The following is a 15822-nucleotide window of genomic DNA, read 5'->3' as shown; positions in this document are numbered from 1 at the left end:
CTACTTATTAATCACCTCAGACACAGATGAAGAAATTATCGCATTCGTAAATGCATTAATTCGTTCTGTTTGTGTCACGTTTTTACTACTTTCAACTGAAACAAACCACGCTGGAATGTACACATTTTTCCCTCTAACGGTAAAAATACGCGTGTAACCTAGATGTAGCCACTTCACTTTATCACCTGATTGGATACGGTTATTTGTATACAAACTAATAATCGCATCTCTTTCAGAAATCACACTTTGTACTTCTCTTAATGGTTCAATTCGGCTGATATGGGTTTGTTTATAGCTTGTTATTTGATTACTCTCTGACTTTTCTTGTGATATAACAATAGATAACTGGGAAGTTTCATCATAAAATGGAATTCCCTCATATGTTTGATTATAGATATAATTTTTAAAAGGAATGGTTTCTTCTTTATTTAATACATAATCTTTTCCATATAAAACATTAGATGATCCTCTAATAAATTGATTAACAGACTCCATATCTTTTGATTTTCTCACAATCGTATCAGGTTGCACTAAGACCTGACTCGTTAATTGATGATTATTCACTTGCCAAGATTGGTCTTTTAATTGTTCACGTGCATCATCAACTAACTCATCTTCTTCAGCTGATAAATAGTACCCCTCTTTCTTTACTTTTGACAAATTATCAGGAACTTCTATGTGATCAGCTTTTAAACGTTCTTCTAAATTTTCGGAAATACTTCCTGTTGAAATATAGTCTTGTGTATCTCTACCTTCTTGGTAAATATAATATAAAAACATATTTAAAAATAAAAATACAATGAAAAAGATGCCTTCAACTCGTCTAAAATCCATTAAGAATGGCCTCCTTTAACCAATATGCTCTCCAACTTTTCTTGTGTCATCCACATATTGTCATAATTCACATACCAAGAAGGGACCAAATCAATGGCTTGCTGTGTTTCTTTATTTTGTTGCCATTTATATCCAATCTGAATATCGGATACTTTTGACATATCCACACCCTTATTAATTAAGCTATCTACCACTTCTTGCGTAGGTACAAGTGTCACAGAATCATCTGAAGGTAGCGGTATCTGTAAAGTATCTTGATTTGCTTTAATAAACACGTTTTTGTTTTGTACCGTCGCAGCCATGCTACCTTTCATATTATCGCCAAATACTGGAAATCCCTCAACATAATTTCGATAGATTACTTCATTCCCTGTATCAGAAAAATAGCGCAAATTCCCTAAAGAGGAACCCATATCTTCTACATATTGAAAAGTTTCATAATACAATTCGTTAATACTTTCTGAATGATCTTGTTTTAGTTTACCGAAATAATTCACCTCACCAGTCTTACTATCAATTGTCAAAGACTCGCCCTCACTATTGGATAAACTTAAATTTTCTCCTTCATTTGAAAATAGATCATTAGGTTGATTAAAGAATCCACGAGAAAACGTTGTAAATGACTGAGTTGCGATAATATAACTATACGTTTTAAGTTTCGTACTGTCTGCTAAATAATAAATACCAGCATAATTTAGCTCATCTGTTGGTAAAATAGCAGTAACATAATTATTACTCTCAGCATCTAGTATAGAGGCTATACTTGCTATATTCCCTTTAATATCAAATTCAATACCCGTTTTATTCTTATAATCAACAAAGTACAATTTATTATCATCTAATGACATCACCAACCAATTAAACAGAAAATTCTTACTATCATGGGGTAAAGTCGCTGACACGTTATTCATATTAATAAACAACGATATTGGTATTGGACTAGGATATACCAAATTAAATAAATCCCGTTTTGTTGTCAAATTAGTTATCTCTGCTGTTGATAACACTTTTGATGAGCCAAATCCTAATGAGACAATTTTCTCATGTAAACTCTTCATAGTTGATTCTTTATTAGTATATAGAAAGTGATCACCACTTCCATGATGATAGAATAACTTAGTTGGCATATAGACTTCTGTCATCTCTTTTTTCTGGATAACGGCTTTTACTTTATCTGTTCTGTCTTGAAACTGATGATTAGCAGGTTTTGTCCATATCTTCCAAGACAAAAACAAACTGAGCAGCACCATTAAAATGACACTAATTTTTAACAGATTCTCTCCTAATTTACTCATTCCCATAGATCCTCCTCGTAAGGTTCATAAGGTAGTGAAATAAAAAATGTCGAACCTTTATTCTCTTCGCTTTCTGCCCAAATATTTCCACCATGCGCTAGTATTGATTCTTTTGATATAGCCAGTCCTAAACCAGAACCACCCATTGCACGGGAGCGCGCTTTATCAACACGGAAAAAGCGATCAAACACTCTGCCAAGATTTTGTTTTGGAATACCTAATCCTTCATCAGAAATACTTAATACGACATTTTTGTGTGTTTCAAGCAAGCGACAAGTAATCGTTCCCCCATCTGGCGAATATTTCATGGCATTATTTAAAATATTATCTAGTACTTGAATCATTCTATCTGTGTCAATATCTACCCAAATGGCACGCTGAGTAAATTCTCGTTTAATCACATAATTCTTTTCACTATCTTTAATGACCATATCAAAACGATCTAGCACGTAATTAAACATCTCGTTTAAGTTGACTAATTCTTTTTGTAACTCAATTTTGTTAGCATCCATTCGGGATAATTGCAGTAAGTCATTAATCATGCGAATCATGCGGTTTGTCTCTTCTTGTGTGACTTTTAAAAATTGTGGAGCAACTTCTGGCTCTTGCCACGCACCATCTAATAAAGCTTCAATGTAACTCTTCATACTTGTCAATGGTGTTCTTAATTCGTGTGATACATTTGATACAAATTGACGGCGTTCTTCTTCATCTTTTTCTTTTTTGGTTACGTCATGTAGTACACACACCAAACCACTAATGAAACCAGACTCTCGGCGAATCATCGAAAATTCAGCACGTATCAAGGTTGTTTCTTGAAAATCTTCACTAAAGTCTAGTAATACATCTTCTTGAACTTCTAGTAAATCTCTAAAACTATATTCATCACCTAATTTTAAAAGGTCTAAAATGGATTGGTTAATCACATCTTCTGTCCCAATTCGAAGTAAGTTCAGTGCGGTATCATTGATCAAAATGATATTCCCTCGCCTATCAGTCCCAATAACACCATCTGACATATGAGTCAGTACGCTATCTAACCTTCGACGTTCCGCATCCATCGTTTCTTGCGTTTCTTTAACACGATAAGACAGTTCATTAAAAGTTTCACCTAATTGGCCTAACTCATCTTTCCCATAGACTTCTACTTGACCGGAATAGTCACCATTAGCAATGCGATCTGCTTGCTGTTTCATCTCACCAATTGGCTTTGTAATAGTTCGAGACACAAGTAGTGCGATAATCAAAGTAAAAACTAATGCAATCATGGAAGCATAGAAGAAAATCAACGTGATGTCACTGACTTGTTGATACTTACTTTCAATATTACTTTTGACATAAAGCGAACCAATAACGGTATCTCCAGTCGGCGAGTAAATTTGTTCAATATTAATAAACACTCGTTGCCCTGTTTGAGGATCTGTCCGCTCTTCTTTTTTCTGATTAAATGAATTAAACAATTCGTAATCATTTTTCTTTCCGACATCCCCTTGAAGATTCGGGTCACTTGTTGCAATTACAATCCCTTTGTCATCTACTAAACGAACTTCCAAAATATCATTTTTAGAAAATTCATCCAATATTCGCTTTAAATTTGATTCTTGTTGTGAATCATCTTTTTTGCTGATTTCAGAACTTAGATTCGTCGCTAGAGTCTCCACTTGATTGGTGACATTTTCTTCAAACGTTTGAATGGTTGATGTTTCTAGTACACGAATAAAAATTGCTCCGATAATCTCAATTGAAATCATCAACAAAAGCACAAAAACTAAAGCAATTTTAAAGTGAACAGATGAAAAAAAGGGCGTTCTCTTTTTTTTCATTATACGATTCACCTAATCTTGTTCTGGATTTCTAAGGTAATAACCAACACCGCGTCGTGTAATCAACCAATTTGGGTGACTTGCATTGTCTTCGATTTTTTCTCTTAAACGTCTCACTGTCACGTCTACTGTACGCACATCACCAAAATAATCATAGCCCCAAACTGTTTGAAGCAAATGTTCACGTGTCATAACTTGACCAATGTGTTTAGCCAAATAATGTAATAATTCAAATTCACGATGAGTCAACTCAATTGTTTCACCACGTTTTGAAACAACATACGCATCTGGATGAATGGTTAATACACCAATCGTCAACTCATTATTTGGCGTATATTCTAATTTAGCTGTCGTGTTGTCATGACGACGTAAATTTGCTTTTACACGTGCCACTAGTTCACGATTAGAAAATGGTTTGGTTACATAATCGTCAGCTCCAAGCTCTAAGCCTAATACTTTATCAATTTCAGAGTCCTTGGCTGTTACCATAATTATCGGCGTATCATATTTTTTACGGACATCACGACATACCTCTAGACCATCTTTTTTAGGTAACATCAAATCTAAAATAATTAAATCAGGTGTCACTTCATCCACCATCTCTACGGCTTCTTCACCATCAAATGCGGTGAATACTTCATATCCTTCTTTTGTTAAATTAAATTTTACTATATCTGAAATTGGCTTCTCATCATCTACAACTAATATTTTTTTCACTATCCGTCACCATCCTTTATTTTTCTTCATTTCTATAAAGTCGTCTTTTTTATTATACAACATTTTGAATACTTAAAAAACATTTGAGATTTTCTGATTTTTTTCATACTTTTATGATTATTTTCAGTAAATATCACTTATTTAATTTCGGTATTTTGCATATGTATAAGAAAAAAATGATAAGTCTAGATTGGTTGATTTATCAATGTTTATAAACATTATAATCTGTGTTATTTATCTATCTTCTCCTTTTTCATTGTTACTTTCCTACATATGACTTAAAATTAATGTATAAATTAATTCATTTAATTTATTCGGCTAACAATTGACGTTAGACTAGGTTTCCCCTTCCCTTACAAAGTCTAGTCTTACTGAAGCAAAAAAAGTTGAGATCATTCTCAACTTTTTTTGTGTTCTCTGTTATTTTAATTGTTTTATTATGATTTGTTGTGAGATTTTATTGCATCTATTTTTGATTTTAAGTAAGACTCAATATGACGATCTGTTGGCTCTGTTTCTAAACGTTCGAAGACGTTTACCATTGTTTTTAACTCATCATCATCTAAATCATCTACAATAGCTAAAAGATTTTGATTATCCTGTAATTTATCTTTTACTAGTAATCTATACTTCAAACGATTCACAGACTCTGATGTTTTTTCAATTCCTTTTTTTGTTAATTTAGTTATCACGATAACACTAGCGATACCAGTTGCTGCCATGACACATTTTGTTGATTTCTTCATGCTCATCATCCTCCATCTCTTTACAACCTATTATACCATTAAAGACTTCTTTCACGTACTAAAAACCTTTTTCTATTATTTGTATCTCATTTCCTTACTCTCTTAATAAAATAAAAAAACGCTGATAGACAAGCATTTTAACAAATGCATATATCAACGTTTTTCTTCTAAAAATGGGCTGTAGGGGGTTCGAACCCATGACCCACGGATTAAGAGTCCGTTGCTCTACCAACTGAGCTAACAGCCCTAAGAAATGAACAAAATTATTATATCACTAGTTATTTTTTCTCGCAAGAATTTATACTATATTCTACGTGTCTTTATAGGCACAATGCGTTGAGAACGAGCATCTTTTTCTTGAATAGCCTCAGCTAATTTATATAAGAAATCAATATCATCTAAACTACTTGTATCAAGTCCCAACTCCTCACCTAGTGATAATAAATTCTCTTCTGGTGAATGACGCAATAATGAATCTACTTCTACTAATATCATATCGGACAATCCTTTCGTTTTTTTAGCAAGAGATAATCCTTGAGGGTATTGTTCGTGATAGTGTAAAAATTCAAAAAACTTGACTAATACAATGACAGCTTTCTCAAAAAATTTTGGTCCAGCCACAATTTCATGAGGAAAAATATCTAGTAAAATATCTTGTAAAGCTACTTCATCCCACTCACTAAGTGTCTGAAAATGGTAATCAAACATGTACTCACTAATATACAGTATCGTTTGTCGTGATATCATTTGCTCTGAATAGCTTAATTGTCTATACCAAAATGTCTTTTCAAATGTATTTATTTTATTAGTTGATTCCTTCATCGCTTCTTCAAATAAACGATTTGCTTCTTCTAAATGTTCATTTATCATTGCCCCACCATCTCTTCTCATTTTATTCACTCCTCTTTGTAAAAAATGAGGGATAAACATCTTGTTCATTTAATATAACGTATGTATTTTAAAATGTCTACTATTTGTAGAAAGCGTTTATCCTATCTAATATTATATAGATAACATAATGTGCCCTGATTATGAGTTTCGTCCGACCACACGACAAAATTGCCATTTTTTCGATGTTTTTCCTATTTACTTTTGTTATGTCTATGTCTATACTAGAGACTGTTGTCATAGATAGATTGTAGATGAACGAAAAAATATACCCGTCCTAAAACACAATAACTAGTGGCTTTCAATAATTTAAACACAATATCTAGTGTTTAATTATTGACTTTTTTTTATTTCAAGCTATACTTGTATTTATATTATGGGAACAAATTAGGAGGAAATACTCATGAATACAATCACACTGTACACAAAAAATAACTGCCCTCAATGTTTAATGACTAAAAAATTCTTAGCACAAAAAAATGTAGAATTTAACGAAATCAACATTGACAATGAACCCCAATATATTGATTCACTAAAAAAACAAGGATTCCAAAGCGTGCCTGTTTTAAAAACAATGGATGACAACGTGACAATCGTTGGGTTTAGACCTGACCAACTTAGAACGTTGGCGGTTTAATCATGAAGCTAGTCTTTTTTTCTTTAACCGGACAGACAAGACGTTTTATTAATAAGCTAGATTTTCCATTTTATGAAATAGACACAACAAATCCTTTTCATGAGATGAATGAAGATTACCTATTGATCGTTCCTACTTATGACAAAGAAGTCACAGAAGTAGTGAACGATTTTATTGAGTATAAAACTAACCAAGAGCACTTACTAGGTGTCGCTGGTGGTGGCAATCTAAACTTTGGAGACTTATTTGTGTTTACTGCAAAAGATATCGCCAAAGATTACAACATTCCTCTCGTCTTTTCTTTTGAGTTTAGTGGAACTGATGAAGATGTAAAAAATTTTAAGAAAGTAGTGAATGAATTTGAGTCTAAAAGACCTGACTGATGTAACGTATTTCGAACTTAACAACGAAATCAACCGCCCCGTAAACGATCAAATTCCCTTATATAAAGATAAAGAAGCCCTAGATGCATTCTTTAAAGAAAATGTGGAACCAAATACCAAACAGTTTTCTTCTATAGAAGAGAAGTTATCTTTTTTAACTGAACACGATTATTTAGAAGAAGACTTTTTAAGCAATTATTCGATTGAATTTATTGAGTCTTTATACGCTTACTTAGAATCACAAAACTTTACATTTAAGTCATTTATGGCTGCCTATAAATTTTATTCTCAATATGCCTTAAAAACAAATGACGGCACACAATATTTAGAGCGTTATGAAGATCGTGTAGCATTTAATGCTTTGTATTTTGCTGATGGCAATGAAGAATTAGCTATGAGTTTAGCAGATGAAATGATTCATCAACGTTACCAACCAGCGACACCCTCATTTTTAAATGCTGGCCGTAAGCGTCGTGGTGAGTTAGTTTCTTGTTTCTTAGTCCAAGTGACTGACGATATGAACAGTATCGGTCGCTCAATCAATAGTGCGCTACAATTATCACGTATTGGTGGTGGTGTTGGTATCACACTATCAAACTTACGTGAAGCAGGGGCTCCAATCAAAGGATTTGAAGGTGCTGCAAGTGGTGTCGTTCCTGTTATGAAATTATTCGAAGATAGCTTTAGTTATAGTAACCAACTTGGCCAACGTCAAGGTGCTGGTGTGGTTTACTTAAACGTTTTCCATCCAGATATTGAAATGTTCTTATCAACAAAAAAAGAAAATGCGGACGAAAAAATTCGTGTTAAAACATTATCACTGGGATTGTTAGTTCCGGATAAATTTTACGAATTAGCTCGCAACAATGAAGACATGTACTTATTCAGTCCATATAGTGTGGAAAAAGAATACGGCGTACCGTTTTCTTACATTGATATCACTGAGGAATATGACAATTTAGTGGCGAATCCTCGCATTAGAAAGCAAAAAATTGACGCTCGTTACTTAGAAAATGAAATTAGTAAATTACAACAAGAATCTGGTTATCCTTATATCATCAACATTGACACTGCCAACCGTGCGAATCCTGTTGATGGCAAAATCATTATGAGTAACTTGTGTTCTGAAATCTTACAGGTCCAAAGACCATCTGTCATTAATGATCGTCAAGAATATGACGTCCTTGGAACAGATATTTCTTGTAACTTAGGCTCTACAAATATCGTTAACTTAATGGATAGTCCAGACTTTGGAAAATCTGTTAAAACAATGACAAGAGCTTTAACTTATATCACAGACGCTTCTGATATCGAAGTGGTTCCATCAATCCAAAACGGTAATCGACTAAATCATACAATTGGTTTAGGCGCCATGGGATTACATACTTACTTTGCTAAAAATCAAATGGAGTATGGTTCAGAGGAATCATTAGAATTTACAGATGTGTATTTCATGTTATTAAACTATTGGACTTTAGTTGAAAGTAACAATATTGCAAAAGAACGTAATGAATCATTCGATAACTTTGAAAACTCAAAATACGCTACTGGCGAGTACTTTGATCTATATATTAATGAAGAAATTAAACCATCTTCTGATAAAGTTAAAGAATTGTTCGATGGTATTTTTATTCCAACAGCAAAAGACTGGGAAGAATTGAAACAATCTATTAAAGAATTTGGTTTATACCATCAAAACCGTTTAGCTGTAGCACCAAATGGCTCAATTTCTTATATTAATGATACAAGTGCCAGCATCCACCCAATCACTCGTTTGATTGAAGAACGTCAAGAAAAGAAAATTGGTAAAATCTATTACCCAGCACCTTTCTTATCAAATGACACTATGCCTTATTACACGTCTGCTTATGATATGGATATGCGTAAAGTCATTGACGTGTATGCGACAGCTCAAAAACACATCGACCAAGGAATGAGCTTGACTCTATTTATGCGCTCAGATATACCTGAAGGCTTGTATGAATGGAAAACTAATACAACAAAACAAACAACGCGTGACTTAAACATTTTACGTCACTATGCTTTCCATAAAGGTGTTAAATCAATTTACTACGTTCGTACATATACTGATGACGAGGAAGAAATTGGAAGTAATCAATGTGAAAGCTGTGTTATTTAAGGAGGAGTAATAAATGACTGCGTTAGACAATAGTTATTACCAAGCAATTAACTGGAACGCTGTTGAAGACATTATTGATAAGTCAACTTGGGAAAAATTGACTGAACAATTTTGGTTAGATACACGTATTCCATTATCAAATGATTTAGATGACTGGCGTAATTTTAATGACGCTCAAAAAGAAAATATTGGCTTAGTTTTCGGTGGTTTAACACTACTTGATACGATTCAGTCAGAAAGTGCCATTGAAGCCTTAAGAAAAGATATCCGTACGCCTCATGAAGAAGCAGTCTTAAATAATATTCAGTTCATGGAATCGATTCACGCAAAAAGTTACTCATCCATCTTCAGTACATTAAATACTAAAGCTGAGATTGAAGAAATTTTTGAGTGGACAAATACCAATGCTCAGCTACAAAAAAAGGCTGAGATTATTAATGAAATTTATTTAAATGGCTCTCCTTTACAAAAAAAAGTAGCAAACGTTTATGCTGAAACATTCCTATTCTACTCTGGTTTTTATGCACCTTTATACTACTTAGGAAACAATAAATTAGCAAACGTAGCTGAAATCATTAAATTGATCATTCGTGACGAGTCAGTTCATGGTACTTACATTGGGTATAAATTCCAATTAGGTTTTAATGAACTACGTCAAGATGAACAAGAAAAAATGAAAGAATGGATGTATGACCTACTCTTCACTCTTTATGAAAATGAAGAAGTGTACACTGAATTGTTGTATGACAAATTAGGTTGGACTGAAGAAGTAAAAACATTCCTACGTTATAATGCCAATAAAGCGTTGATGAATTTAGGTATGGACCCACTATTCCCAGATACAGCAAGTGACGTGAATCCAATCGTCATGAATGGTCTATCAACAGGAACAAGCAACCATGACTTCTTCTCACAAGTGGGTAATGGTTACTTACTTGGTACCGTTGAGGCAATGGATGACAATGATTATTTAATCGGTATGTAAAAAAAGACTGATGAATCAAAATTTGATTCATCAGTCTTTTAAATTATAGAGCCACATTATCCAAACACACAGTACAGTTTAAAACAGTGCTAATAACCGACACAATATAAATCGTACTTCCAAAACTTGAGAATAGTTGACTCGCTAAAAGTTTATTAAATTGTTTTGTCATTATACTTCCTACTTTCACTTAGGTGAATAATTTTCATCACCTTTTTACTTATTTACACTAAGTGAAATGGTCTGAATCCGTCTCATAAAATGCTTCCTCTATAATATTTCGTTTAAGTAAAACACTTTTTTAAACAAAAAAAATATCCTTTAAAAAGAATCTTTTTATCATAGTTAGTTATCTTTTGGCATAAATAAGCTTTTGTTTTTGTTTAATATGAGTAACAACACAATGACTGTTGCTAACCCTGTTAGGAAACCACTAATCCCGTTTGCTACTAATGAGTAAGTCACTGGTGATAATCCCCAAATGGCATATTTACCCCAGAAAATAAATCCGGCAATAAAGTGGAAAATATAGCGTATCAAGGTACCAAAAAATGTACCTGAAACAACGTACTTCCATGCACTTGATGGGTTAGTTTTTAAAGCTGTTTGTAGCTTTTTACTAAACACACCTGAAAAACCTGCTGCTGCAAAAGCGAATATGTATTCAATAATAACTTGTGATACTGTCAAGAAGTAAACTTGACCCATTAAAAAGTGCAATAATCCCCAAATAAGACCAGCGTAAACTCCTGGTACAGTTCCACGGCGTAATGCAAAGAGAGTAAGTGGAATCATACCTAAAGAAACAGAAAATCCTGTTCCTATATTTAACGGGATAAACGATAATGCCATAGATAGCGCAGCTACAATCGTCCCCTCTAAAATAATTCTTGACCTTTTCGACATAAAAAAACTCCTCCTATTATTGATTAATACTTGACCAATCAACAAAAGAGCAGTGCTTACTTGCTACCACTTCACACAATTCCTACGCTTGAATTAACAATATCAGGTTCGAGGGTTTAGAGTTTTCACTCATTCTCAGCTTTGAAGCTCCCCTTTGTGACGGTTATGTATTTAAATTCTTTCATCTATAAGTATGGCATGTATCCGCTTAAGAGTCAAATGAATGAGACATTTCTTACTAATCAACTAGTTATTTAATTGATTAGATACGATATTCTCACAAAATTCAATGGTATCAGTCATACCTTGCGCTAAACGATGATAGTCACTACCTAGCAAGTAACACATCTCTTCTATCTTTTTTGCATTTAACAAAAATGTCTGATCTTTTGTCATAACATAATCATATAAACTATATGTCAGCACGCAAAGGGTTCGTTGTTGAAATCCTTCACCTGTATCTTTTGTAACATCAAAAAACGATTCACGATACTTTTTTAAACTGTTCCAGTCTTGATTTTCTATAGCTGTACTTAAAAAATTACAAAGTAAAAAACTTTTAACCTTAATTGCTTCTTGAAATGTATTATATCGTTCCAATTGTTTTAAGGCTGATTCCGTCAAAAATCGGTAGGTATCATAATCAAAATAATGCCCATTGTTTAAGAAAAAATTACTTTCGCTAATTGTCCAAGAATCTATAGATACTAAGTAATTTTTTAGTATCTCAACATCTTCTTTTTTATAAACAGCCGGTTCAGTATGTGTGTACTGTGACTCCTCATAGGAATAAATTAACAGGTTCAGTCTCGCTTTTAGTATCTTATCCTGTTCGCTTTTCGGTTTATCATAATATGTTTGTAATTTTTTAAGTGTCTCAATGTCTCCACGATTTGCCGCAATCGCTACTAAAACATCACTCGTAATTTCTTCTGGTGATTGATAATTATTAGCAATGAACTTAAACTCTTTATACCCCATATCTAACCTAGCTAATACATCCATGAATTTTGTCACAGACATATCATGCAGTCCTTTTTCAAAATCTATAGCGTAAGTTTTAGAAACAATCCCAGAATATAAGTATTTTTGTGAGTATCCCTTGTTTAGTCGTATGTCACGAACTACTTTTCCATAATCTGACTCCATCAAATCCCTCCTTTTTGGTCAACTATACTTTACCATTTATTCGTTCATAAAACGAATCATTCTATACTATAAAAAAAGGAGGAATCACTTATGTCTATTATCAAAAAATACCCACTCTATCAAAAGATTATTCTGAACAACTTTATATCAACTCTTGGAGATTCAATGTATTATATTGCTCTTATGACATATGCAGCACAATTTACAAATTCATCTCTTGCCATCACGATTGTGTCATTATCTGAAAGCATTCCCTTTATTTTTGCTTCCCCGCTAGGCAGTTTGGCTGATATGAGCGAAAATAAAGCCACAAAAATATTTTACTCTGGATTAATACGTGGTGTGCTGTACCTATCAGTTGGGTTTTTAATCGGTTTTCAACAAAGTATGATGTTATTAGTTGGCATTAGTTTGATTAATTTTATTTCTGACAATGTTGGAGAATTTTCAAACAGTTTGTTCTATCCCTTTGTTCCATTAATTGTGGAACAAGATGATTTAGAAGAAGCTCAAGGTTTAAATGGAGCAATTAGTAACATTGTGGCGATTATTGCCCAATTTGTTGGTGCCTATTTATTAGGACTGTTTTCTTATCAATTGCTAGCTGTCATTAATAGTATGACCTTTTTTGCGACAGCTTTGATTGTTTTATCAATGAAAAAAAGCCTAGATACCTTAGAAAAAGATCATCTAGATAAACATGAGAACATCTCACTATCTGCTATTTGGAAACAAATGGTATTCGCTATTAAAGAAACAACAAAGAATAAACAATTTTTTAAATTAATTTTAGTTTTTGCTGGCTTAAATGGCTTATCTTCTGCTATTTCACCTCTTTTATCAATTATTTTAGCAAAAGACTCTGCTCTCATTATTGATAGTTTTTCATTTACCTTTTCTCTTATTCAAGGTTTAACATCTATTGGGGTGATACTTGGGAGTTTATTTGGAACAAAATTATTTAAAAGGTTAGAGCTGGAACAATTCACTCAACTTATTTTATTTTTCATGGCCTTACTTGTCTGCAGTATTTTACTTAAAAATATCTATTTATTATTAGGGTTTCAATTTATTTTGGGACTACTCATTGGTATTTTAAATCCAAAATTTAATGCTAAACTGATGAAAGAAATTCCTCTTGATAAGTTAGCAACTATTGCTGGAGGAGTCAGCACACTGCTCATGTTTTTCCCTCCAATCACTATTTTTATCTTTACTACCCTGGCCACAGCTTTTAGTAGTAATGTCTCATTGATAGCACTATGTATAAGTTGTCTACTATTGTATTTCTATTCGTTTATGAGTGTACTAAATACTAAAAAAAGCTAACTTAGACTCACGGCTAAGCTAGCTTTTTTATTCTAATTTTCCAATACGTCTAAACAAAACTTTCCGACTCTATCGCTCACTAATTTTTCGTAATTATCATAACTTTCTGTTGCTTTATCATTCGCTAAATCAGATATACCTCTAATAGATAAAAAGGGTATCTCATTTATAAAACAAACATGAGCAATAGCACTTGTTTCCATATCTACCGCAACAGCGTCAAAGGTTTCAATAATACGTGCCTTTTCATTATCATCTGCAATAAATGATTCTCCAGACACTATACACCCTATCATGCCCTCTTGGTGATGTGCTTTAAATTTAGCCAACAACTGTGTGTCTGCTTGAAAATCTGACGTATATGGAAATAATCGTTCCATTTGATTTTTATCCACATCATGATGACTATATCGATCTCCTAAAACAATATCTAATGGTTTTAAACAAGGATGCAACCCTCCTGCTATTCCAATATTTAATATGACATTGGTCTCGAAATAATCAATTAATAATTGCGTATAAACAGTGGCATTTACTTTACCTACGCCACTTGCAAATAGCACCAAGTCATTTTCCCCATAATCAGCTAAGTAGAACGTCCGTTTTTTTAATACAACAGGTGTACAATTCAAATGATGACGTAAATAATCTAATTCTATTGGCATAGCACAAATAATTCCTATTTTCAAAAAAGCACCTCATCCATCTTTATTTTAGCTGTTATCCTCTTATATCTCCCCACCATTTTGGTAACAATTCTTCTAACATGACAATCTCTCTTGATTCATAATCAACCATAATTTGAGTTTCTTTGTTTTTAGGAGAAAACTGCATCAATGTTTCACGGCAAATACCACAAGGCATACCTCCATGATTTGTTGGAGGAGTATCTCTAAAAGCAATAATTCTTTTAACTTGAGTTTCTCCACTTGCTTGATACATATTAATTAAAGTCATTCTTTCGGCACACAAATTGATTGTGCCACCTGTTCCTTCAATACAGTACCCTGTAAAAATCTGTCCACTCTTACTTTCTAACGCACATACCACATGATTCGTATAGATAAAACTATTTACTTCTGTAGGGTGATAATACTCTTTCGCTCGTAAATACAATTCTTCCCAAATATCTACCATAATAACCCTCTTTCTACCCATAAAACATAGTATTAATAAGATTCCATGTCATATGTAATAACATTGGCACAAAAATATTTTTACTTTTCATAAACGACCAACTAAATAAAATGCCAAGAATAAACACCTGAATAAATCCACCAGAAGAAATAATACCATTCAACGTTCCTGTATATATCCATGTTGGAAAATGAATAAAAACAAATAAAATAGATGACAGGATCACCGCATTCCACTTTGAAACTTTTGTCAGTAACGAATTAAGTATCCAACCTCTAAAAACCAACTCTTCTGTTATACCGACAAATAAAACAGCATTGATTAAAGAAATAGGTCGGAAACTAGCTCTTATGGCTATATTGCCATATTGTATATAAGAAATCATGAGTAGGTAGACAACTATTGCTAAAGCAACAATCAACCATCTACTCCACTTCGTTTTTTGCTGAAATAAAGCAGGGTAGTGTATCGCGATGCCTTCATTCTTTTTAATTAATAGGAAACTTGGAACCGTCCATACTCCTATTTTAATAACTGATTGAATCAATGTACCTATAATTGATGGAAAATTCATCATAATTGGTGGTTTTACCACAAACTCATACACATTCCATATGAAAAAGAAAAGAATAATGTAAATAATTAATTGATTAAATGATTTTTTCTGTGACATCGTCGTCTCCTTTCATTTATAGACCTTTATTTACCTAAATTAATCTATTATGTAGTATAATAACAGAAAACTATAAGGAGTGATACATTATGGAATGGATAACTGTCATCACAGATTTTATAGCCAATGTATTCGTTGATATTAGTTTTAAACATATTGGAAAAAAAGATTAACTGTCAT

Annotated in this window: 17 protein-coding genes, 1 tRNA gene and 1 riboswitch; of the genes, 5 read left to right on the top strand and 13 right to left on the bottom strand. The window is 32.9% G+C overall.

Annotated features, from left to right (window positions below):
* From BHY08_RS01435 to BHY08_RS01405, 7 genes are all read right to left on the bottom strand, one after another.
* The gene (locus BHY08_RS01435) at positions 1-834 is read right to left on the bottom strand and encodes a two-component system regulatory protein YycI (protein WP_071456172.1); all 834 of its coding nucleotides are present in this window, start codon (positions 832-834) and stop codon (positions 1-3) included.
* Positions 834-2129, bottom strand: coding sequence for a YycH family regulatory protein (locus BHY08_RS01430; protein ID WP_071456171.1), 1296 nt, complete (start codon positions 2127-2129; stop codon positions 834-836). Before BHY08_RS01430 ends, BHY08_RS01435 begins: the two co-directional genes overlap by 1 nt.
* Positions 2126-3952 (bottom strand): cell wall metabolism sensor histidine kinase WalK, encoded by a 1827-nt coding sequence (gene walK, locus BHY08_RS01425; protein WP_071456170.1) that lies wholly within the window; start codon positions 3950-3952, stop codon positions 2126-2128. Before walK ends, BHY08_RS01430 begins: the two co-directional genes overlap by 4 nt.
* Before the next feature lie 12 nt (positions 3953-3964).
* The gene (yycF, locus tag BHY08_RS01420; protein WP_071456169.1) at positions 3965-4669 is read right to left on the bottom strand and encodes a response regulator YycF; all 705 of its coding nucleotides are present in this window, start codon (positions 4667-4669) and stop codon (positions 3965-3967) included.
* A 437-nt stretch (positions 4670-5106) separates the two neighbouring features.
* Positions 5107-5415, bottom strand: coding sequence for a hypothetical protein (locus BHY08_RS01415; RefSeq protein ID WP_071456168.1), 309 nt, complete (start codon positions 5413-5415; stop codon positions 5107-5109).
* 174 nt (positions 5416-5589) lie between these two features.
* Positions 5590-5662 (bottom strand) — tRNA-Lys (locus BHY08_RS01410).
* Positions 5663-5718: 56 nt separating this feature from the next.
* On the bottom strand, positions 5719-6306 hold the full coding sequence (locus BHY08_RS01405; protein ID WP_071456167.1) for a hypothetical protein: 588 nt from the start codon (positions 6304-6306) through the stop codon (positions 5719-5721).
* A gap of 400 nt (positions 6307-6706) precedes the next feature.
* Between BHY08_RS01405 and nrdH the strand changes: the two genes are divergently transcribed.
* From nrdH to nrdF, 4 genes are read left to right on the top strand one after another with little or no spacing between them, the layout of a single operon-like run.
* Positions 6707-6940, top strand: a complete 234-nt coding sequence (nrdH, locus tag BHY08_RS01400; RefSeq protein ID WP_071456166.1) for a glutaredoxin-like protein NrdH — start codon at positions 6707-6709, stop codon at positions 6938-6940.
* A gap of 2 nt (positions 6941-6942) precedes the next feature.
* Entirely contained in the window at positions 6943-7323 is a 381-nt protein-coding gene (gene nrdI, locus BHY08_RS01395; protein WP_071456165.1) for a class Ib ribonucleoside-diphosphate reductase assembly flavoprotein NrdI, read from the top strand.
* A complete protein-coding gene (gene nrdE / locus BHY08_RS01390; protein ID WP_071457802.1) occupies positions 7301-9463 on the top strand; it encodes a class 1b ribonucleoside-diphosphate reductase subunit alpha in 2163 nt (720 codons plus the stop codon). The genes nrdI and nrdE overlap by 23 nt, the downstream gene beginning before the upstream one ends.
* Positions 9464-9476: 13 nt before the next feature.
* Complete coding sequence (nrdF, locus tag BHY08_RS01385) at positions 9477-10448, top strand: class 1b ribonucleoside-diphosphate reductase subunit beta (RefSeq protein WP_071456164.1); 972 nt, start codon at positions 9477-9479, stop codon at positions 10446-10448.
* A gap of 43 nt (positions 10449-10491) precedes the next feature.
* Here nrdF and BHY08_RS11300 read toward each other — a convergent pair whose 3' ends face one another.
* The 3 genes from BHY08_RS11300 to BHY08_RS01375 form a co-directional block, all read right to left on the bottom strand.
* Positions 10492-10620 carry a hypothetical protein gene (locus tag BHY08_RS11300; protein ID WP_255415115.1) on the bottom strand — a complete coding sequence of 43 codons (129 nt, stop codon included), beginning with the start codon at positions 10618-10620 and terminating at the stop codon, positions 10492-10494.
* 173 nt (positions 10621-10793) lie between these two features.
* The gene (thiT, locus tag BHY08_RS01380; RefSeq protein ID WP_071456163.1) at positions 10794-11354 is read right to left on the bottom strand and encodes an energy-coupled thiamine transporter ThiT; all 561 of its coding nucleotides are present in this window, start codon (positions 11352-11354) and stop codon (positions 10794-10796) included.
* Positions 11355-11416: 62 nt separating this feature from the next.
* A riboswitch (TPP riboswitch) is annotated at positions 11417-11518 on the bottom strand.
* An 82-nt stretch (positions 11519-11600) separates the two neighbouring features.
* Entirely contained in the window at positions 11601-12503 is a 903-nt protein-coding gene (locus tag BHY08_RS01375; protein ID WP_071456162.1) for an Rgg family transcriptional regulator, read from the bottom strand.
* A gap of 90 nt (positions 12504-12593) precedes the next feature.
* Between BHY08_RS01375 and BHY08_RS01370 the strand changes: the two genes are divergently transcribed.
* Positions 12594-13832 carry an MFS transporter gene (locus BHY08_RS01370; RefSeq protein WP_071456161.1) on the top strand — a complete coding sequence of 413 codons (1239 nt, stop codon included), beginning with the start codon at positions 12594-12596 and terminating at the stop codon, positions 13830-13832.
* Between the two features lie 32 nt (positions 13833-13864).
* Here BHY08_RS01370 and BHY08_RS01365 read toward each other — a convergent pair whose 3' ends face one another.
* Genes BHY08_RS01365 through BHY08_RS01355 form a run of 3 tightly spaced genes read right to left on the bottom strand, consistent with a single transcriptional unit; the run spans position 13865 to position 15642 of the window.
* Positions 13865-14521, bottom strand: coding sequence for a 5'-methylthioadenosine/adenosylhomocysteine nucleosidase (locus tag BHY08_RS01365; protein WP_084657145.1), 657 nt, complete (start codon positions 14519-14521; stop codon positions 13865-13867).
* Between the two features lie 31 nt (positions 14522-14552).
* Positions 14553-14969, bottom strand: a complete 417-nt coding sequence (locus BHY08_RS01360) for a cytidine deaminase family protein (RefSeq protein WP_071456160.1) — start codon at positions 14967-14969, stop codon at positions 14553-14555.
* A 13-nt stretch (positions 14970-14982) separates the two neighbouring features.
* Entirely contained in the window at positions 14983-15642 is a 660-nt protein-coding gene (locus tag BHY08_RS01355; protein ID WP_071456159.1) for a CPBP family intramembrane glutamic endopeptidase, read from the bottom strand.
* Between the last annotated feature and the right edge of the window lie 180 nt (positions 15643-15822).

Origin of the sequence: Vagococcus teuberi (assembly GCF_001870205.1) — a bacterium.
Lineage (GTDB): Bacteria > Bacillota > Bacilli > Lactobacillales > Vagococcaceae > Vagococcus > Vagococcus teuberi.
This window is presented reverse-complemented; position numbering and strand designations above follow the sequence as displayed.